Raw genomic sequence first — 18,519 nt, forward strand, 5'->3', positions numbered from 1 at the left:
CCCGGAGCCGAGGTCATGGCCCGGTCCTGATATGTTTCCAGCTGGAATCATTTCAGCAGTAACATTCGGGCCGGGTCGCTGATCCGGACCACACGCGTTCCATCGAACCAGAAGAGGTGAGTGCTCATGATCATGAAGAGTGATCGTGAGGTTTGCCTGATGGTCACCGAACTGGCCAAGCAGATCGATGATCATCTCCGGTCACATCTGACCGGGCTGAATCTGACCGCGACCCAGGCGATCGCAATCCGCGAGCTGAGCTCACCGATGACCATGCGTGAGCTGGCTCATCAGATGACCTGCGAGGCGTCCAACGTGACCTTCGTGGTCGACCGGTTGGAGGCCGGCGGGTTGGTGGAGCGGACGCCGCATCCCGACGACCGGCGTTCCAAGCGGGTGGCGCTGACCGCCCAGGGCCGCGCCGTACGGGCTCGGCTGATGCGCCAGCTGACCAAGGATTCGCCGCTCGACCCCCTCAGCGCAGACGAACGGGCACGACTGCAAACACTGCTCGCCAAGGCCGTACGCACCTGAGCGGTACCGACGAAACACACTGCCCAACCGGGAAGGGGAGGCGATGATCGATCTCGATGTGATCATGCTGGTCAGCGCGGTCGTCCTCATCGCTGCGATCTTCGCCGCCCGGATCGGTGCCCGGTTCGGATTGCCTGCGCTGCTGCTGTTCCTGGGTATCGGCATGGTGCTCGGCGACTCGGTGATCGGGATTCACTTCGACAACGCGGAGTTGGCGCAGGCGATCGGTTTCGGCGCCCTGGTGTTGATCTTGGCCGAAGGCGGTCTGACCACCAAGTGGTCCAACATCAGATCCTCCACCGGGATAGCGATCGCACTGGCTACCGGCGGGGTGGCGATCAGCATCGCGCTGGTCGCGCTCTTCGCCTTTCTGGTGCTGGGACTGGATCCCTGGTTGGCGATCTTGCTCGGCGCGGTCACCTCGTCCACCGACGCGGCGGCGGTCTTCTCGGTGCTCCGCCGGGTGCCGTTGCCGCACAAGATCCGCGGCATTCTCGAGGGCGAGTCCGGCCTGAACGATGCGCCGACGGTGTTGGTGGTCGGCTTGGCCAGTTCGGCGGCGATCGGTGAGCACACCGAGGGCGGTGTGCCGGTGATGTTGTTGTTGATCGTGGTCGAGTTGGTCGGCGGCGTGGTGATCGGCGCGGTGATCGGCTGGATCGGCGTGCAGGTGTTGCGCCGGATCAATCTGCCCTCATCCGGCCTGTACGCGTTGGCCGCGCTGGGCTGGACCGTGCTCGCGTACGCGGTCACCTCGCAGGTGCACACCAGCGGATTCGCCGCCGTCTACGTCTGTGGATTGATTCTGGGCAACGCAAAACTGCCGTACCGGATGGCGACCCGATCCTTCGTCGAAGGGATCGGCTGGATCGCCCAGATCGGCCTGTTCGTGATGCTCGGGCTGCTGGCCTCACCGCAGCGGCTGCTGCTGTCCGACCTGGGCATCGCCCTGGCGGCCGGTCTGTTCCTGACCCTGGTGGCCCGGCCGGTCTCGGTCTTCCTGTCCACCGTCTGGTTCAAGATCGGCTGGCGGGATCAGGCGTTCCTGTCCTGGGCCGGTTTGCGCGGCGCGGTGCCGATCGTGCTCTGTACGATCCCGCTGGCCAGCGGCGTACCGCATGCCACCGCACTGTTCGACATCGTGTTGATGTTCGTGATCATCTTCACCGTGTTGCAGGCGCCGTCGCTGCCCTGGGTGGCCGACCGGCTCGGCCTGGCCCATCGTGATCAGCCCACCGACGTCGAGGTCGAGGTGGCGCCGCTGGAGCGGATGGGTGCCGACTTGCTGCAGGTCACCGTGCCGAAAGGATCCAAGCTCAACGGGGTGGAGATCGGCGAACTGAGGCTGGGCAAGAACGCGGTGGTTTCCTTGATCATCCGCGACCAGCAGTCGATGGTGCCGGGGCCGCGGGATCGGTTGAACATCGGCGATCAGATGTTGATCGTGACGCCGAGCCATCTGCGGGAACAGACCGAGCGCCGATTGCGGGCGATCGGCCGCGGTGGTCGGCTGGCCACCTGGCGAGAGTCCCACTCCCGGGGGAATCCGGGGCGCGGGCCGGTCGACACCGGCTGAACCGAGCCTGTGTCGAAGGCCCGGTCGGGATCAGCTCTTGGCCACCGGGCTGGCCGAAGCGGAGTCGGCGGGCAGGCAGACCGTGCTCGTCTTGACGGGGTAGGCCGCCTTCGCCTTGTCGTTGAAGCCGGCGTACTTGTCGCCGACCAGCACGTCGACGGTGTGATTGGTCCGCCCGTCGGCCTTGACCGTCGCCCCCTTGAAGAAGGACTTGACCAGCAGCACTTCGGGATTCTTCGCGGCGTTGCCGACGATCACCGTGGTGGTGACCTTCTGGTCGGTGTTGGTCGGCGTCAGCACGTTGAAGTCCTTGGCCCGCAAGTCCCGGGTGACGTCGCCGGCCAGGCCCTTCTTGTCACCGCCGTTGAACACCTGCACGGTCACCTGACTGGACTTCAGTTCCTTGTCGGTGACCTTGGTCGGCACGCACGGCGGCGGAGGCGTCTTCTGCGGCGGCGCGACGATGTTCTTCCAACCCCACCAGGCACCCAGGCAGAGAACGCCGACCAAGATCAGCAGCGTCAACGGAGTACGGATGATCCGGAACACCCGTCCGACCATTCGCCTCCACCTCCGTTCGCCTGTCCGCCGGTCCGACCTGTCCGCGCGGCGTGGGTTGATTCTGCTATATCAAGGGCCGAACTGTCTGTCGGCCGGGCCGATCGCCGCTATTCGTTCAGCTGCAGCACCCGGGCATGCATGGTCTGGCGCTGCTGCAGAGCCGCGCGCAGCGCTCGATGCAGTCCGTCCTCGAGATAGAGGTCCCCGCGCCAGGACACCACGTGGGCGAACAGGTCACCGTAAAAGGTCGAATCCTCCTCCAGCAGGGCCTCCAGGTCGAGGGTCCGCTTCGTGGTCACGAGTTGATCAAGCCGGACCTGATGCGGCGCGATGGCAGCCCACTGCTTCTGGACATACCCGTGATCCGGGTACGGGCGGACGTCACCAACGCGCTTGAAAATCACGCCGTCACTCTAGCCAGTGGGCCGGGGCGACCCGAACACGAGATCGTCACGATTTGGTAGCCGTGCTCAGGCGGCGACAGTTGCTCACAAACGGAACACTTCCCGCCTGCGAGTCACGTAGGCGGGAAGTGTTCGGCTGTGCGGGGGAGCGGGCCGAGTGGCCCGGTGCAGTTCACGCCCGGCCCCGGTTCGGACGCAGATGGCGGATGAACTGATGGCGGCGTTCGGTGCGCTCGATCTTGTGCAGCGTTCGATTCAGCTTGCGCTGCTCTCGACGCTGCCGATCCAGCTCGGCGAAGGCGCGCTGCAGCTCGTAGGCTTCTGCTGCCCGCATCGACCGGTCTCGATCATTCCGGAAGGGTTCCGGGAAGTTCGGGCTCTGGTACATGCTCATGATCATTTCCTCCTCTCGTTGATCAGTTGGGTGCGGATGTGTGGTGGTCGGCGCTGCCGACCGGATGATCATGCGAATCTCTTGATCGTGAGCAGCCAACGTGGTGTCCGCCGGCGTCTCTTCTCACGCTCGCGGTGCCGGAGCTCCCGAAGCGCCTGGTTGAGTTGATGGCGATGCGCGGCGTCCCGGCTCCGATCGAGGTTCGAGGTCCGGAGCCCGTCGTAGAGCGGGTCGGGTTGAAGCAACATGATGTGTTTTCCTTTGTGGATTGAGGATTCGTGCCCTGGGCAGCCTGCTCTCGGGCAGGCTCCATTCGGGCAGGGTGGGGCGACGTCGCGACACCGGGGCGGGAATCACTGACGACGGGTCGACAGGTGGCGTCGTCGATGGACTGTCGGCGGATCGGCGCCGACAGCGTTGTGTCAGGTAGCTGACAGATGGGTGATGGGCGTGATCAAACCGCAGCGTGAATGCCGGCTTGACGCCTAGCAGGCGACGGCGAGACCAAGGGCGATCCCGGCGTCGACGCGGCAGGATACCTGACGCTGAATCTTGTTGTCGTACACGGGAAATCACCTCCTGGCGGTTGTTGATCATGAATTGACCAACGCAGCAAAGACTCTACTCAGTGATCAACTTGGGTCGCAACCGGTTTATTTCCGCTGCGTGGCCGAAGACCAGATTGGCGGTGATCTTGTTCTCCTCGTACTGGTTCGATGGTAGCGGCGACTGCGGGCCGGCCGGCGGCACGGAGGTGCGTACGAAGACCAGCGTCGGGTAGGACTGCATCGAGATCCCGAGGGCGTAGTCGCGAGTTTGCCTGTGGCGGCGCCGGGAGTTGATCATGGTCCGACGACGCGGTCGTGGTGGGCGAGACCACCAGTGATGAGAGATTTCCTTCAGCATGACGTCCGTCCTGCCGCGGCCGTTGCGCGCGGCATCAAGGATTGTTTTGTGGCGGGTCGAGACGGGCGCAGGGCAATGCGGCCCGGTCCGTACGTGATGGCTGCGCGGGCAGCCGTCGACTAGGTAGCGGTCTGATCCATGAAGTTCGTCGGGCGCGGGGAGGCGAGTCCGCGGCGACGTCAGATCAATACGCGGCAAGAACCGCGCTGGCGGACCGGTGCGATGCGGCGAGCACCGGACCTGCCGGCCGACGAGCGGCCACGAAGTGCGTACCACCGGTCACCGACGGGCGGGACCCGCGATGATCTCTCCGGATGGAATGACCGCTGAACGCGTTCACGATGCACTTCCCTGAATGGGCTTGGGTGGGGGCGTTACCCGACGCTACGACCCTGCCCGGCCGGCTGCAATCAGTTTTCCGCGCGGGCCCGACCATGAACCCAACCGTGCGGGTTGGGTGTGGCGGAGGATACGAGATTCGAACTCGTCCTGAGTGTTGCGGTCGTGAACCCAACCCTGCGGGTTGGGTGTGGCGGAGGATACGAGATTCGAACTCGTGAGGGCGTGAACCCAACCCGCTTTCCAAGCGAGCGCCATAGGCCTCTAGGCGAATCCTCCAAGAGCAGGAGGGTACAGCGTTGCCGCGGTGATTTGCCAATCGGCGGTGCGCTCGGGCTGAACGTCTGTTTCAGCGGTGCCCGTACGGGCCGCCGCGGTTGTGGCCGACGTGCCGGCGTCGCCGGTGGACGTTCGCCGAGATGACGAACGGGACGAAGAGCAGCCACCACATGTCCCAGCCACGAACGGCACAGAAGACGACGAAGACCGTCCAGATCAGGCCGATCACAAGGGACTGACCGGAGAAGACGTTCATGCCTGAGCAGGAGCTGCCGGTGGCGACGGGCTGGACCGTCGGCGTGGCGGCCGGTTTCGGCATGGCGGTCGGATGCGTGCTGGTCGGATGAGGGGCGGGCAGATCGGCGAACAGCGGATCGAGTTCGGACTGCACCCGGGCGGTGAGGGCGACCTCCAACCGCTGCTCGAATTCCTCGGCGTCCAGCCGTCCGCTGGTCAGATGCTCGCGCAGGCATTCCGCGGCGAGGTCGCGTTCCTGATCGCCGATCCGCAGTCCGATCGGGGCCGTCGAGGCCGGTGTGGTTGCGACGGATGAAGTGCCGAGATTCGTAGTCACCCGATCAGCTTGCGCCGCGAAAGGGTCGCCCGCCCATGGCAACTGTCACCGAGTCGGCGGCTGCGGTCCGTCACCCGGCTCACCGCGGTCGGGGCCATGATCAACTTCGTTGTCGCCCTCGACCGCGCGTCGCTGCTCCTTCTCCCAACGCTTCCGATCCGCTGCATCCAGCGCCTTCTTGCGTTGCCAGATCGACGACAGCGCGATCGGCAGGAAGATCAGCCACCAGAAGTTTCCCCAGTCCAGCCAGGTGATCAGACCGATAGTGACCGGCCAGATGATCCAGAAGACGGCGTCGATGGTGTTCCGCGTCCTGAGCGGCATCCCCGGCGGGTGCTGCGCTACGGGCTGGGCAGCGTTCGCGGCCGTCGGCGCCAGACCAGTGCCGGGGTGGCGGGGATTCGGTGCCGGCAGATCGGTGAACAGCGGGTCGAGTTCGGTGCGGTATCGCGCGCCCAGTGCGGTGTTGAGCCGCTCGTCGAACTCGGCCTGGTCGAGTCGTCCCTGGGCGAGATGTTCCCGCAGGAATTCAGCAGCTCGATCGCGCTCGGCATCGCCGATCCGTTGCGGTACGGGTTCGATCGGATTGCTCACGCGGGCCATTCTCACAGGCTGAGGGCCGGATCGCGGCCGACTTTCATGATCAACTCGGCTGCGGGTGCTTGCCGGCTCGTGCCCTCGGACTCGGGGCTCAGCGTGGATCCAGGCTCAGGCCGGCGGGTCCCACTTGCGTCGTTCGTCATCCAGCCGGCGTCGCTCGGCCTCCAGGCGTCGCCGTTCGGCTCTCTCGCGGGCCTGGAGTTCGGCGTCGTAGCGGAATCGGGCCGAGGTCATCAAACCCCGGCGGCGATGCCAGGTGGTGGTCAGGGCGATGGCGGCCAGGATCAGGAACCACGCCTCGCCCTTGGACAGGATGAACAGTGCGATCGTCAGCGGCCAGATCGCAGCGGCCGCGATCGGCCAGACGTTCGACATCTTCGGCGGCCGCGGAGCAGACGCGGTGGCCGCCGACGCCTGGGCCGAACGCTGCACCGTACGCGGTGTCGGTGCGGGAAGGTCGAGGAACAGCCGGTCGAGATCGGACTGCCATTTCGCGGTCAGCGCAGCGGTCACCCGCTCGTCGAATTCCTCGGCGTCGAGCCGCCCTTGGGCGTGATGCTCGCGCAGGAACTCGGCGGCTTGATCCCGTTCGGCGTCCCCGATCCGCTGGGGTACGGGCTGCGACCAGTTGCTCACCCAGTAAGTATCCTCGCGCCGGTCTCGATCTTCAGCCCCTTCGCAGGATGAGTTCTCTGCCGGCCGAATGGGAGCGCGGGCGATGATCGCGTACACTCGTGGCCGGTCCCCCGCGTGGCGATATCTTGCCCAACTCCCCCAGGGTCGGAAGGCAGCAAGGGTAAGCGAGCTCTTTCGGGTACGCGGGGGGCTCTTTCATCTGTCAGGTCAGCTGATAGCGCGCCAGAATCCGTTCCAGTTCAGCGATTCCGGCGTCTTGCTCGAAGACCTCCGCCGCCAGCCCGGCTACTCGGGCGCCGGCCACATTCGCCGCCACGTCATCGACGAAGAGCGCCTCGTCCGGTTCGATGCCGAGCCGCTGGATGATCACCTCGAAGAAGGCCGGATCCGGTTTGGCCAGGCCGAGTTCGGAAGAGTAGAACTGCTCGTCAAAGACGTCGGCGTAGTCGGGCAGTGAGCGCATGTACGCGACCCGGACGTCCTGCTGATTGGTCGCCAGCGCACAGCCGATGCCGGACGTCCGCAGCTTCTTGATCCGATCGGTCAGCTGCCGGTCGACCACCAACGTCCGCCAACTGTCCAGGACGAGCTCGGGATCGGTGCTCAGCCCGCGCCGGCGCAACGTGTCGGCCACCAGCGCGCCGAAGTCGCCACCGGCGATCGTCTCCTCGCGCTCCCGGGTGAACAACTCGGCCAAGGTCTCGACCGGTTCATCGCCCAGTCGACCCAGCAGGCTGTCCTGCCAGCCCGGCGGCATCCGTTGCAGTACGCCGTCGGCGTCGAACAGCACCCAGCTGATGGTCATGCCGACTCATCCTGCCAGTCGCACCGCCGTCGAGGCGGCCGGCTTTCGGCCGGGAGTCTTGTCGGAGCCACGGGCTAGGGTTTCCCCCGTGCAGGAGGACCAGGCGGAAGTCACAGATCAGCCGGACGACGGCGCGCTGTTCGAGGCGGCCGCGCCGCCCGTCGCGCCGCCGTTGGCGCTCTATCGCCGGTATCGCCCGGACACGTTCGCGGAGGTCATCGGACAGGAGCACGTCACCGAGCCGTTGCAGCGTGCACTGGTCAACAACCGCGTCAACCACGCCTACCTGTTCTCCGGTCCGCGCGGTTGCGGCAAGACCACCTCGGCCCGGATCCTGGCCCGCGCGTTGAACTGTGAGCAGGGGCCGGCGGCCGAACCGTGCGGCGAGTGCGAGTCGTGCCGGGACCTGGCGACCGGGGGGCCGGGCAGTATCGACGTGATCGAGATCGACGCCGCCAGTCACGGCGGTGTCGACGACGCTCGTGATCTGCGCGAACGAGCCTTCTTCGCGCCGGTCAACAGCCGCTACAAGATCTACATCGTCGACGAGGCACACATGGTCACGACGGCCGGCTTCAACGCCCTGTTGAAGCTGGTCGAGGAACCGCCGCCGCACGTCAAGTTCATCTTCGCCACCACCGAACCGGACAAGGTGATCGGCACCATCCGGTCCCGCACGCATCACTACCCGTTCCGGTTGGTGCCGCCGCGGGTGCTCAGTGATTATCTGGCCAAGTTGTGCGTGGCCGAGGGCATCGAGGTGGAGAACGGGGTGCTGCCGCTGGTGGTCCGGGCCGGCGCCGGCTCGGTCCGCGATTCGCTCTCGGTTCTTGATCAACTGCTCGGCGGGGCCGACGAGCAGGGCGTGTCCTACTCCCAGGCTGCGGCGTTGCTGGGTTACACCCCGGACTCGCTGCTGGACGAGATGCTGGACGCGTTCGCTGCCGGTGATTCCGGCGGAGTGTTCCGCTGTGTGGACAAGGTGATCGAGGTCGGTCAGGATCCGCGCCGCTTCGCCGAGGACCTGCTTCGACGGGTACGGGACCTGGTGATCGTGGCCGCTGTGCCCGATGCCCTGACCTCCGGCCTGGTCGACGTTGCCGACGATCAAGCGGAGCGATTCAGTACGCAGGCGGCCGCGCTCGGCACCGGTGAGCTGACCCGCGCCGGCGAGGTGCTTGCGGCCGGCCTGACCGAGATGCGCGGGACCACCGCGCCGCGGCTGCATCTGGAGCTGATGTGCGCCCGGGTGCTACTGCCCGGCACCGATCTGGACGACCGCGGCGTGCACGCCCGACTGGACCGGATCGAGCGCCGTATCGGCATGACCGGCTCCGGCGCCGTACCCGCAGCCAACCCGTCCGGCCCGGCCACATCGGCACCCCAACCGTCGCGACCGGAATCTCGACCGCAGTCAGCCGCACCCAGTGGGCCTCGGCCCGTCGAAGGGCCAGGGACAGGATCGCAGGCAACGGCAGGGACCGCGCCGAAGAGCCCTGAGCCTGTCGAAGGGCCGGGAGCGGAATCGCAAGGAACGGGGGCGACCGCGCCGAAGAGCCCCGAGCCTGCCGAAGGGCCGGGAGCGGGAACGCATGGAACGGCGGCCAAGGGGCCGAAGGGCCCTGAGCTTGTCGAAGGGCCGGGAACCAGACCCGCGCAAACCGCCCCGCCGGGCGCGCCGCAGCATCCCCCGGTCGGCGACGATTGGCCCGAGCCCGCAACCCCGGGTGCACCCGCTGCGCCGGCGGCCGAGACCGCGCGCTCCCACAGCCGGCCGGCGCCGGACTCCGTCCCGGCTGCACCGCGGGCCGAACCGCAGCAGCCATCGCAAGGCAGCGGACTGACCGTCACCGACCTCCGCCGGTTGTGGCCGGAGGTCTTGGAGGACGTCAAGAACCGTCGCCGGTTCACCTGGATCCTGCTCAGCCAGAACGCGCACGTCGCCGACCTGACCAACCGCACCCTGGTGCTCGCGATGCCGAACGCCGGCGCTCGGGACAGCTTCGCTCGCGGCGGCAGCGAAGACGTGCTGAAGGAGTCGCTGATCGCGGTTCTCGGCGCGGACCTGCAGATCGAGACGATGGTCGACCCGAGTGCCGGCCCCGGTGCGGCCGGCCGCGGTGGCGGACGGCCACCGAGCCCGCCGCCGGGCGACCGGTCGCCGGAGGGATCCGGCGGATCCGCCGGCGCTGGTGGTGGATCCACGGAGATGCCGCCGGCGTCCTCGCCGCCTCCGCCCTGGGCCGTCGGATCGCCCGGTGAAGCGTCGACGCCGTCGTCCGCGGATCGGGCAGGAGGCTCATCAGCGCCGGGGAGTCCGGCCGACGGCAGCGATGCGGCCAACCGCGCTCGATCGGGATCGACGCCGGGCGCACCCGCTCAACAGGCCGACAGCCAGGCCGGCGCCGACGCGACTCGCTCGAGCATCGACGCCGCCGGCGCGAACAACCGCACCGACCCCGCGCGCGCGACCCAACCGGCCGACCGCGCCGCCTCGGCAGGCTCGACAGTTGCGCCGACTCGTCCGGGACCCGGCTCGGCGGACCCACCGCCGTGGGCCGTCGACGGACCCGCCGCCGGTCCTGACGAGTGGGAGGTCCGCGACGCGGCGGCGCACCGGGATGACGATGTGCTGAACGAGGCGGTGGAATCGCACACGGAGCTGCTGCAGCGGCGACTCGGCGCAGAGATCATCGCGGAGGAGGAGACGGGCGCATAGGCTGGGCCCTCGGACTGGCGCAGTGCGGGTTTCGCGGCCGGCCCGCAACGCCGTACCGCTGACAGCCGACGCAGGAGTTCCCATGTCCCAACCCAATTCGCCGGGAGAACCGGGCGAGAACGCAGCCGCAGGTGGTCTGCCCGATCTCGACGCTCTGAGCGGGCTGGTCGGCGGCGGTGGAGCCGGCGGGATGGACCTGTCGGGGATGCTGGCGCAGGCGCAAGCCATGCAGGCCCAGCTGATGCAGGCTCAGCAGGAGCTGGCCGAATCGACGTACGAGGGAACGGCGGGCGGCGATCTGGTGAGCGCCCAGGTGTCCGGGGCCGGCGAGTTGCTGGCCCTGACCATCAAGCCGGAGGCGTGCGACCCGGACGACACCGAGACGCTGGCGGATCTGATCTTGGCCGCGGTTCGGGCTGCGACCGATCAACAGCAGCAGGCAGCCGCTGAGAAGCTAGGCCCGATGGCCGGCGGTCTCGGGCTCTGACCTGCAGGCGAGGAGAACGATAGGTGTACGAGGGTCCGGTCCAAGACCTGATCGACGAACTCGGACGGCTGCCCGGCATCGGGCCGAAGTCCGCGCAACGCATTGCCTTCCACATCCTGGCCGCCGATCCCGACGACATCCGCAAGCTCGCCGACATCTTGATCGAAGTCAAGAGCAAGGTGAAGTTCTGCGAGATCTGCTTCAACGTCTCCGAGGACGATCAATGTCGGATCTGCCGGGACGCGCGCCGTGATCCGGCCCTGATCTGCGTGGTCGAGGAGTCCAAGGACGTGGTCGCGATCGAGCGAACCCGGGAATTCCGCGGCCGCTATCACGTACTGGGTGGGGCGATCAGCCCGATCGACGGCATCGGCCCCGCCGACCTCAAGATCAAGGAACTCTGCGAGCGGCTCGCCGACGGGACCGTCACCGAGGTCATCCTCGCCACCGACCCCAACCTCGAGGGCGAGGCCACCGCGACCTATCTCAGCCGGCTGCTGCTGCCGATGGGCGTCAAGGTCAGCCGCCTGGCCTCCGGTCTGCCGGTCGGCGGCGATCTCGAGTACGCCGACGAGGTCACCCTCGGCCGCGCCTTCGAGGGCCGCCGCTACGTCTCCGCCTAAGCCTGGATCCACCGGGCTAAGCCGACTTGTCAGAAGGTAGTTGGCCTATGACCCAACAACCTTCTGACAAGTCCGCGGTTATGCGGGCCGGGGACCGCTGATGTGCCAGCGATGACCGTACGGGTCGACGACCCAGGCATGGCGGTAGCCCTCCTCCGGACCGTCGTCGACCCCGCGTTCGACGGTGACTCCGCACTCGGAGAGGTGGGCGACGAAGGCGTCGGTGTCGGGCACCTGAATGGCCAGTGACACGGAGTAGCCGCCGAGGCTCTTCGGACTGAGCACGTTCATCTGACGCCATTCATCGGACAGGTAGAACTTCGCCTCGCCGATGGTGAATTCGGCGTGGCCGATTCGGTCGCCTTCGGGCAGCCGGAAGGTCTCCACGGCGCCGAAGGCCCGGGCGTAGAAATCCAGCGCCGACGCGGCGCCGTCGACGGCCAGATAGGGAATCACCGCAGTCGGTGTGGTCTCGGTCCGGCCCGGTGGTGTGCTGAGAGCGGTCATGATCATTTTCCCTTCGATGGTGACGGTTCGACGTACGGGATCAGCCAGCCCAGGACGTTGGGCCAGAACAGGAAGGCCTCGGTTCCACCCGGCAGCAGGTATTGGTGCACTCGGATCCTGGTGCCGGCGACGGTCGGATCGAAGCGGATCTCGGTCTCGGTGTCGTCGACGATGCCGCGAAGTTTGAGCAGCCGACCGGGCTGCCAGTCGATCACCTCCGCGATCACCAGCGCCGGATGCGGATCGCGATGCTCCAGCACCCGGCCGCCGAGACCGGGCTCGATCTCCATCCCGGTGGCGACGTCGGCCCGGAAGTAGTTGATCGGTCCCGGCACCCACCACTGGTCGATCTCCGCGGTGAACGCCGTGAACGCATGCAGCGGGTCGACTGCGACCTCGATCTCTGCCCGCGCCGAGGTCGACCTCACGGCCGGCTCCGGTCGGCGAACGCCGGCGTTCGGGATCGGCGCAGGAGCACCGATCGTGGGCCGAAGTTGATCATGAGGCACGACCTCCTTGACTCGTACGCCGATCAGGTTTTCCCTTGCTGGGTGTGGATTTCTCGACATGCTGCTTGAAGGCGGCGAGGTTCTGCTGCCAGTGCGCCTGCACCTGATCGAGCCAACTGCGGCAGTCTGCGAGCCGTTCCGGACGCAACGAGAACATGCGTACCCGGGCATCGTCGGGATGCCGACTGTCGGTGATCAACTCCAATTCCAGCAGCACCCGCAGATGCCGGCTCATCGCCGAGGCCGACAAGCCGGTCTGCTGCGCCAGCTCACCGGCCGATCGCGGCGCCGTGCCGAGGAGTTCGACGACCCGGCAACGCCGCTCGTCGGACAGTGCCTCGAAGGTGCGCGCCAGTGTGCTGCTTGTCACAATGCACAATAGTTCACGGGTGCCGCAACTATGTCAAGAGATCCGGCGCCCGACTCGAGCGGCGAACGCGGGCTCACCAGGGATTGCGGCCGGTGACCTTGCGATAGGTGCGCTTCCAACTGAGGCGGCGGATTCCGACGTACAGACCGACACCGCCGCAGCCGACCAGCACCACCATGAAGACCGCAGCCAGGGCGAGCCCGCCGGCGTGATGGCCGTCGATCACGGCGACGATCATCACCCAGACGCCGAACAGTGCGGTCACGCCGAAGATGACGATCAGCACCCAGGGCTCGCGGATCCGGTTCGGTGCGCTCATGTAGGCGAACGGTTCCGGTGGCAGTTCGGCCGGCCGGGCGGGCGGGGCCCCTGGTGCTGTCGAATCCGATGTCGTCGGATTGGACGCGGTCGGATCGGTCGCATCGGGAGCCTTCGCATCGGACGCCGTCGGATCGGGGTCTGGCGGATCCGGACTGGTCATCATCGTGGGTTGCTCAGTCGAGCACCGATTCGTCCTCGGCGTGGAGGACGCCGAGCTGTTCGGCCGCGTTGTTGAGGATCCGCTGCACGGCGACGGTGTCGTCCAGACTCATGATCGGACTCTCGATCTGCCCGGCACGGATCCGGTTGCCCACCTCGATGAACTGGTGCGGATAACCGTGGCCCAAGGGCTGACAGTTGATCAACTCGGGCTCCTTCCCGGCGCGGCACAAGGTGATCTTGTCAGGATGATGGAAGCGAGGCGGGATGTCGATCCAGCCGCCGGTGCCGACGATCCGCGCCGCTCCGGGTGAGGCGTTCTTGATCGAACCGAGCAGTGCGGCCGCCCTGCCGTCGTGGTAGCCGAGCAGCAACCCGAATTCGGCGTCGACGCCGGTCGGCCCCAGGGATCCGTTGATCAAGATCGACTGCGGGTCGCCGAGGATGTGCTGCGCGAACGAGACCAGGTAGACCCCGAGGTCTAGCAGTGCGCCGCCGCCCTGTCGCGGGTCGAACAAGCGGTCGGTGGGATCGTACGGCCGGTCGACCCCAAGATCGGCTTGTACCTGGCGAACGTCGCCGATTACCTTGTCTGCAATCAATTCGCGGATCTTCACGTACGCCGGCAGGAAGCGCGTCCACATCGCCTCCATGGCGAACACGCGCTGGGATCGGGACAGCTCGCGCAGCTCCTCGGCACCGGCGACGGTTGCGGTGAACGTCTTCTCCACCAGTACGGCCTTGCCGGCCCTGATCGCCGCGCGGGCGATCGCCAGGTGCTGCGGATGCGGGGTGGTGATGTAGATGGCGTCCAGCTCGGTATCCGCGATCAACTCGCGATAGCTGCCGTAGGCCCGCGGGATCAGATGGCGATCGGCGAACGCCCGGGCCCGGTCGATCGACCGCGATCCCACCGCCGCCAGTTCGGCGTCCGGCACCAGATCGAAGTCGGCGGCCTCGGAGTTCGCGATCCGTCCCGGCCCGGCGATCCCCCAGCGAATGATTCGTGGCTCGCTCACGCGATCACCGTAAGCGTTCGCGCTCCGGTTGGCGACCTGTCCGCCTCAACCGCAGGAACCTCCCGACGCCTGAACGCCCGACCGTCCCACCCAAACTCGCGACAACACGAGTTTGGGTGGGGCGCGGGTGTGTTGGGACCGCCGGAAGTCGTGTTGTCGCGAGTTTGGGCGGGGTGCGGCGGGCGCGCGGCGAGACGGAATCGTCGCCGGGCGGGGTGGGCGATTAGAGTTGTGGACGGCCCGGTCGCGGCAACACCAAGAACACGAGGGACGAAAGATTCTCCTGTATGGTGCCCAACCGGAGGGTGTCGTACAGAAGGAGTTCCTCGCATGGCCCGCGTCGTGCAGAAATTTGGCGGTTCGTCGGTAGCTGATGCTGACAGCATCAAGCGCGTGGCGAAGCGCATCGCCACGACCCGGCAGGCAGGGCACGAGGTCGTCGTGGTGATCTCCGCGATGGGCGACACCACCGACGAGCTGATGGACCTGGCGCTGGAGGTCTCCCCGCAGCCGGCCCCGCGCGAGTTGGACATGCTGCTGACCTCGGGCGAGCGGATGAGCGCTGCGCTGCTGGCGATGGCGATCGGTGACCAGGGCCTGACCGCCCGCTCGTTCACCGGCTCCCAGGCCGGTGTGATCACCACCGGCACCCACGGCAACGCCCGGATCATCGACATCACCCCGGGCCGGATCGTGTCCGCGTTGGAGTCCGGCGACGTGGTGATCGTTGCGGGATTCCAGGGGGTCAGCCAGGACACCAAGGACATCACCACCATCGGCCGCGGCGGTTCGGACACCACCGCGGTCGCGCTGGCCGCATCGTTGGGCGCCGACTACTGCGAGATCTACACCGACGTCGACGGGGTGTTCACCGCCGATCCGCGGATCGCGCCGAACGCCCGCCGCATCCCCAAGATCAGCTACGAGGAGATGCTGGAGATGGCCGCGTGCGGGGCGAAGATCCTGCACCTGCGCTGCGTCGAGTACGCCCGGCGCGAGCACGTCCCCGTACACGTCCGTTCGTCCTTCACCACCCAAGAAGGCACCTGGGTCACCGATCTCGAGGAGGGAACCGAGATGGAACAAGCCATCATCTCCGGCATCGCGCAGGACACGAACGAGGCCAAGATCACCATTGTCGGCGTGCCGGACCGGGTCGGTGAAGCGGCCCGGATCTTCGAGGCGATCTCCTCGATCGAGGTCAACATCGACATGATCGTGCAGAACGTGTCCGCGGTCTCCACCGGACGCACCGACATCTCGTTCACCTTGCCGAAGACCGACGGCAAGGCAGCGATCGACACCTTGAACGCGTTGAAGGAGAGCGTCGGTTTCGAGGACCTGCTGTACGACGACCAGATCGGCAAGGTGTCCGTGGTCGGAGTCGGCATGCGATCGCATCCCGGTGTCACGGCCAAGTTCTTCGCCTCGCTCGCCGACGCCGAGGTCAACATCGAGATGATCTCCACCTCCGAGATCCGGATCTCGGTCGTGGTCGATCAGGACGACGTGAACCGCGCGGTCCGAGCAGCCCACACCGCCTTCGGCCTCGACACCGAAGGCGAAGCCGTCGTCTACGCCGGCACCGGCCGCTGATCAACTCTCGCGGCCGCGAGCCGTGCAGGTGATCATGCTGATCGGAGCGGTCGCTGCCCTGGTGATCGTACTGATCCGGGCCAGCGGGCGGGCGCGTGCGATCGCCGTGATCGGGGCCGCCCTGCTGGTGCTGGGTCGGCTGTCGGGATACCTTGCGAGTGCCGTGATCAAGACGCTGATACCGCCGCCCACTGATCCAGGTGTGTACAGCTGGATCGAAGCGGCGAGCACGGTAACGTGGCTGGTCGAACTCGTCCTCACGATGGGCGGGCTGGCATCGCTGATTTGGAGCCTGATCATCGCTCAGCGTCAGACTCGGCCCAGCGGATCCGCTCAACCACCGGTCGTGACCGGGCATCCGTACGGTTCGACGGATCCGACGGTCGGGCACTCACAGGCACCGCGGAGTTGATCAAGGAATGATCTCTTCGGGCTACGCACTTCTGACGCTCTTCCCGACCTTACTGCTGCTGATCATCGAGATCGTTGCCTTGATCATCGTGCTGACCAGCCTGCGGCGTACGCCACGCATCCTGGCGGCGTGCGGCATCGGGTTGTTGATCTTGACGGTTCTCGGCCAGACGCTCTACACGACCATGGTGCCGACGATCATGGTCGCGATCCATGCCGACATTGCCGGCATCCGAATGTTGAGCCTCGGCGTGTACGCCGTAATCGCCGTGATCGGAGCGGGTGGCCTGTTACTGATCGGTCTCGCCATCGCAGCCCGCCGTAACCCGCGACCGGTAGGAGCTCAGCGATGATCTCGATTCTCAGCGGCGTGATCCCCGCGATCATCAGTGCCGCCGGCGGGGTGATCGTGTTGATCTTGGTGTTGCAGCGTTGCGCCGGCCGCGCGCGAACGTCAGGTCTGACCGGCGCGATCCTGTTGCTGGCAAGCCCGTTGACCCAACTGCTCTACTCGGTGCTGATCTTGCCCTGGCTCGCCGGCCGGGTCGCCGTCGACGCGTTGAGAGGCGTCCAGGTCGTGGTGATGATCGAAGGTCTGCTCACGGCCATCCTGTTCGGTACCGGGCTACTGCTTCTCGTGCGTTGTGTGCGTCTGAGCCACCGGGACGCGCCGGCGTCCCCGGTTCGGGGTGCCGCGCCCAACGGATCGGAGCAGCGCTACCCGCCGAATCCGTACGCCTGATCCTGGCCTCGTGATCAACTTCGATCGTTGATCACCTCCGGCTATTTGATCAATGCCGGTTCGGTCTTGTCGCTGATTTCGTCCTCGGAGACTCCCGGGGCGAGCTCGACCAGTTCGAGTCCGTCGGCGGTGACGTCGATGACGCCCAGGTCGGTGATGATCCGATTCACCACGCCGCGTCCGGTGTAGGGCAGCGAGCACTCGTTGACGATCTTGTACGAGCCGTCCTTGGCCACGTGCTCCATCAGCACGATCACCCGGCGGGCGCCGTGCACCAGATCCATCGCGCCACCCATCCCCTTGATCATCTTCCCGGGGATCATCCAGTTCGCGATGTCACCGCGCACCGACACCTGCATGGCGCCGAGGATGGCGGCGTCGATCTTGCCGCCGCGGATCATCCCGAACGAAGTGGCCGAGTCGAAGATCGACGCACCGCGGCGCAGCGTCACGGTCTCCTTGCCGGCGTTGATCAGATCCGGATCCTCCTCACCCTCGTACGGATACGGCCCGACCCCGAGCAAACCGTTCTCCGACTGCAACACCAATTCGACATCGTCGGGTACGAAGTTGGGCACCAGGGTCGGCAGCCCGATGCCCAGATTCACGTAGCTGCCGTCGGACAACTCCGACGCAGCCCGGGCCGCCATCTGATCCCGCGTCCAGCTCATGGCGCACCTCCCGTCGACCGCGTGGTGCGTCGTTCGATCCGTTTCTCGTTCTGCTCCGGAGTGAGCGCGAGCACCCGCTGCACGTACACGCCAGGGGTGTGGATCTCGGCCGGATCGAGTTCGCCCGGTTCGACCAACTCCTCCACCTCGGCGATGGTGAAGCGGGCCGCCATCGCCACCAGCGGATTGAAGTTCTGCGCCGACTCGCGATAGATCAGGTTGCCGTGCCGGTCACCCTTCCAGGCATGCACCAGCCCGTAGTCGCAGACCAGCGCCCGCTCCAGCACGAACGCCTTCTCGCCCTCGGCGGTGTCGAACCGCCGGGTCTCCTTGGTCGGCGAGGCGACCGAGACCGTACCGTCGGGGGCATAGCGCCAGGGCAGTCCGCCGTCGGCGATCTGGGTGCCGACCCCGGTAGCGGTGTAGAAGGCCGGGATGCCCGAACCGGCCGCCCGCAGCCGTTCGGCCAGGGTGCCCTGCGGCGTCAGCTCGACCTCCAACTCGCCGTGCAGATACTGCCGGGCGAATTCCTTGTTCTCGCCGACGTACGAGGCCACGATCCGGCGGATCCGCCGGCCGTCCAGCAGCACCCCCAGCCCCCAGCCGTCCACGCCGCAGTTGTTCGACACCACCTCCAACTCGGTGATGCCGGCGTCCAGCACCGCCCTGATCAGTGTGTTCGGGATGCCGCAGATGCCGAACCCGCCGACGCCGACAGTCGAGCCGGAGGCAAGATCGGCAACGGCCTGTGCTGCTGTGGGGACCACTTTGTCCATG

General features: G+C 66.8%; 24 protein-coding genes, 1 tRNA gene and 1 other RNA gene. 10 read left to right on the plus strand and 16 right to left on the minus strand.

Going from position 1 to position 18,519, the window contains the following annotated elements; translation table 11 throughout:
- The first annotated feature begins 126 nt into the window (after nucleotides 1–126).
- Together FOE78_RS03170 and FOE78_RS03175 are read left to right on the plus strand one after the other, a co-directional pair.
- Entirely contained in the window at nucleotides 127–534 is a 408-nt protein-coding gene (locus tag FOE78_RS03170) for a MarR family winged helix-turn-helix transcriptional regulator (protein ID WP_210414778.1), read from the plus strand.
- Nucleotides 535–577: 43 nt separating this feature from the next.
- Nucleotides 578–2,110 (plus strand): potassium/proton antiporter, encoded by a 1,533-nt coding sequence (locus FOE78_RS03175; protein ID WP_143985029.1) that lies wholly within the window; start codon nucleotides 578–580, stop codon nucleotides 2,108–2,110.
- Between the two features lie 30 nt (nucleotides 2,111–2,140).
- Here FOE78_RS03175 and FOE78_RS03180 read toward each other — a convergent pair whose 3' ends face one another.
- The 8 genes from FOE78_RS03180 to FOE78_RS03215 all read right to left on the minus strand — a co-directional run bounded on the left by FOE78_RS03180 (nucleotide 2,141) and on the right by FOE78_RS03215 (nucleotide 6,803).
- Entirely contained in the window at nucleotides 2,141–2,671 is a 531-nt protein-coding gene (locus tag FOE78_RS03180; RefSeq protein ID WP_143985030.1) for a LytR C-terminal domain-containing protein, read from the minus strand.
- 107 nt (nucleotides 2,672–2,778) lie between these two features.
- Nucleotides 2,779–3,075 carry a type II toxin-antitoxin system VapB family antitoxin gene (locus FOE78_RS03185; RefSeq protein WP_143985031.1) on the minus strand — a complete coding sequence of 99 codons (297 nt, stop codon included), beginning with the start codon at nucleotides 3,073–3,075 and terminating at the stop codon, nucleotides 2,779–2,781.
- A gap of 172 nt (nucleotides 3,076–3,247) precedes the next feature.
- Complete coding sequence (locus FOE78_RS03190) at nucleotides 3,248–3,469, minus strand: hypothetical protein (RefSeq protein ID WP_143985032.1); 222 nt, start codon at nucleotides 3,467–3,469, stop codon at nucleotides 3,248–3,250.
- A gap of 621 nt (nucleotides 3,470–4,090) precedes the next feature.
- Entirely contained in the window at nucleotides 4,091–4,375 is a 285-nt protein-coding gene (locus FOE78_RS03195) for a hypothetical protein (RefSeq protein WP_143985033.1), read from the minus strand.
- A 530-nt stretch (nucleotides 4,376–4,905) separates the two neighbouring features.
- A tRNA-Ser gene (locus FOE78_RS03200) sits at nucleotides 4,906–4,993 on the minus strand.
- 70 nt (nucleotides 4,994–5,063) lie between these two features.
- Entirely contained in the window at nucleotides 5,064–5,567 is a 504-nt protein-coding gene (locus FOE78_RS03205) for a DUF1707 SHOCT-like domain-containing protein (protein ID WP_210414779.1), read from the minus strand.
- Between the two features lie 45 nt (nucleotides 5,568–5,612).
- Nucleotides 5,613–6,161, minus strand: coding sequence for a DUF1707 SHOCT-like domain-containing protein (locus tag FOE78_RS03210; RefSeq protein ID WP_210414780.1), 549 nt, complete (start codon nucleotides 6,159–6,161; stop codon nucleotides 5,613–5,615).
- 114 nt (nucleotides 6,162–6,275) lie between these two features.
- On the minus strand, nucleotides 6,276–6,803 hold the full coding sequence (locus FOE78_RS03215) for a DUF1707 SHOCT-like domain-containing protein (RefSeq protein ID WP_168207354.1): 528 nt from the start codon (nucleotides 6,801–6,803) through the stop codon (nucleotides 6,276–6,278).
- A gap of 101 nt (nucleotides 6,804–6,904) precedes the next feature.
- On the opposite strand from FOE78_RS03215, the gene ffs reads away from it, so the two are divergent.
- An RNA gene (gene ffs / locus FOE78_RS03220) (signal recognition particle sRNA small type) lies at nucleotides 6,905–7,001 on the plus strand.
- Between the two features lie 4 nt (nucleotides 7,002–7,005).
- Here the strand turns inward: ffs and FOE78_RS03225 are convergent.
- On the minus strand, nucleotides 7,006–7,608 hold the full coding sequence (locus tag FOE78_RS03225) for an HAD-IA family hydrolase (protein WP_143985036.1): 603 nt from the start codon (nucleotides 7,606–7,608) through the stop codon (nucleotides 7,006–7,008).
- Here FOE78_RS03225 and FOE78_RS03230 point away from each other — a divergent pair.
- From FOE78_RS03230 to recR, 3 genes are all read left to right on the plus strand, one after another.
- Nucleotides 7,607–10,327 carry a DNA polymerase III subunit gamma and tau gene (locus FOE78_RS03230; protein WP_407662607.1) on the plus strand — a complete coding sequence of 907 codons (2,721 nt, stop codon included), beginning with the start codon at nucleotides 7,607–7,609 and terminating at the stop codon, nucleotides 10,325–10,327. The genes FOE78_RS03225 and FOE78_RS03230 overlap by 2 nt on opposite strands.
- Before the next feature lie 190 nt (nucleotides 10,328–10,517).
- Nucleotides 10,518–10,814 (plus strand): YbaB/EbfC family nucleoid-associated protein, encoded by a 297-nt coding sequence (locus tag FOE78_RS03235; protein ID WP_143988487.1) that lies wholly within the window; start codon nucleotides 10,518–10,520, stop codon nucleotides 10,812–10,814.
- Nucleotides 10,815–10,837: 23 nt separating this feature from the next.
- Nucleotides 10,838–11,437, plus strand: a complete 600-nt coding sequence (gene recR / locus FOE78_RS03240) for a recombination mediator RecR (protein WP_143985038.1) — start codon at nucleotides 10,838–10,840, stop codon at nucleotides 11,435–11,437.
- Between the two features lie 78 nt (nucleotides 11,438–11,515).
- Here recR and FOE78_RS03245 read toward each other — a convergent pair whose 3' ends face one another.
- The 5 genes from FOE78_RS03245 to FOE78_RS03265 form a co-directional block, all read right to left on the minus strand.
- Nucleotides 11,516–11,944 (minus strand): VOC family protein, encoded by a 429-nt coding sequence (locus FOE78_RS03245; RefSeq protein WP_168207355.1) that lies wholly within the window; start codon nucleotides 11,942–11,944, stop codon nucleotides 11,516–11,518.
- A 2-nt stretch (nucleotides 11,945–11,946) separates the two neighbouring features.
- Entirely contained in the window at nucleotides 11,947–12,372 is a 426-nt protein-coding gene (locus FOE78_RS03250; RefSeq protein WP_143985040.1) for an SRPBCC family protein, read from the minus strand.
- Nucleotides 12,373–12,442: 70 nt separating this feature from the next.
- Nucleotides 12,443–12,823 (minus strand): ArsR/SmtB family transcription factor, encoded by a 381-nt coding sequence (locus tag FOE78_RS03255; RefSeq protein WP_143985041.1) that lies wholly within the window; start codon nucleotides 12,821–12,823, stop codon nucleotides 12,443–12,445.
- 73 nt (nucleotides 12,824–12,896) lie between these two features.
- Nucleotides 12,897–13,142 carry a hypothetical protein gene (locus FOE78_RS03260; RefSeq protein WP_143985042.1) on the minus strand — a complete coding sequence of 82 codons (246 nt, stop codon included), beginning with the start codon at nucleotides 13,140–13,142 and terminating at the stop codon, nucleotides 12,897–12,899.
- A 175-nt stretch (nucleotides 13,143–13,317) separates the two neighbouring features.
- On the minus strand, nucleotides 13,318–14,322 hold the full coding sequence (locus tag FOE78_RS03265; RefSeq protein WP_143985043.1) for a Gfo/Idh/MocA family protein: 1,005 nt from the start codon (nucleotides 14,320–14,322) through the stop codon (nucleotides 13,318–13,320).
- A 330-nt stretch (nucleotides 14,323–14,652) separates the two neighbouring features.
- Here FOE78_RS03265 and FOE78_RS03270 point away from each other — a divergent pair, with 330 nt between their 5' ends.
- Genes FOE78_RS03270 through FOE78_RS03285 form a run of 4 tightly spaced genes read left to right on the plus strand, consistent with a single transcriptional unit; the run spans nucleotide 14,653 to nucleotide 17,071 of the window.
- On the plus strand, nucleotides 14,653–15,918 hold the full coding sequence (locus tag FOE78_RS03270) for an aspartate kinase (protein ID WP_143985044.1): 1,266 nt from the start codon (nucleotides 14,653–14,655) through the stop codon (nucleotides 15,916–15,918).
- A 28-nt stretch (nucleotides 15,919–15,946) separates the two neighbouring features.
- The gene (locus FOE78_RS03275; protein ID WP_143985045.1) at nucleotides 15,947–16,330 is read left to right on the plus strand and encodes a hypothetical protein; all 384 of its coding nucleotides are present in this window, start codon (nucleotides 15,947–15,949) and stop codon (nucleotides 16,328–16,330) included.
- 7 nt (nucleotides 16,331–16,337) lie between these two features.
- Nucleotides 16,338–16,682, plus strand: coding sequence for a hypothetical protein (locus tag FOE78_RS03280; protein ID WP_143985046.1), 345 nt, complete (start codon nucleotides 16,338–16,340; stop codon nucleotides 16,680–16,682).
- Nucleotides 16,679–17,071: a hypothetical protein gene (locus FOE78_RS03285; protein WP_143985047.1), complete on the plus strand. Its 393-nt coding sequence runs from the start codon at nucleotides 16,679–16,681 to the stop codon at nucleotides 17,069–17,071. The genes FOE78_RS03280 and FOE78_RS03285 overlap by 4 nt, the downstream gene beginning before the upstream one ends.
- Before the next feature lie 41 nt (nucleotides 17,072–17,112).
- Here the strand turns inward: FOE78_RS03285 and FOE78_RS03290 are convergent, their stop codons facing one another.
- Nucleotides 17,113–17,742 (minus strand): CoA transferase subunit B, encoded by a 630-nt coding sequence (locus tag FOE78_RS03290; protein ID WP_143985048.1) that lies wholly within the window; start codon nucleotides 17,740–17,742, stop codon nucleotides 17,113–17,115.
- Nucleotides 17,739–18,518 carry a CoA transferase subunit A gene (locus FOE78_RS03295; RefSeq protein ID WP_143985049.1) on the minus strand — a complete coding sequence of 260 codons (780 nt, stop codon included), beginning with the start codon at nucleotides 18,516–18,518 and terminating at the stop codon, nucleotides 17,739–17,741. Before FOE78_RS03295 ends, FOE78_RS03290 begins: the two co-directional genes overlap by 4 nt.
- Nucleotide 18,519: the final 1 nt, after the last annotated feature.

It is taken from the genome of Microlunatus elymi (assembly GCF_007362775.1).
Classification (GTDB): Bacteria; Actinomycetota; Actinomycetes; order Propionibacteriales; family Propionibacteriaceae; genus Microlunatus; species Microlunatus elymi.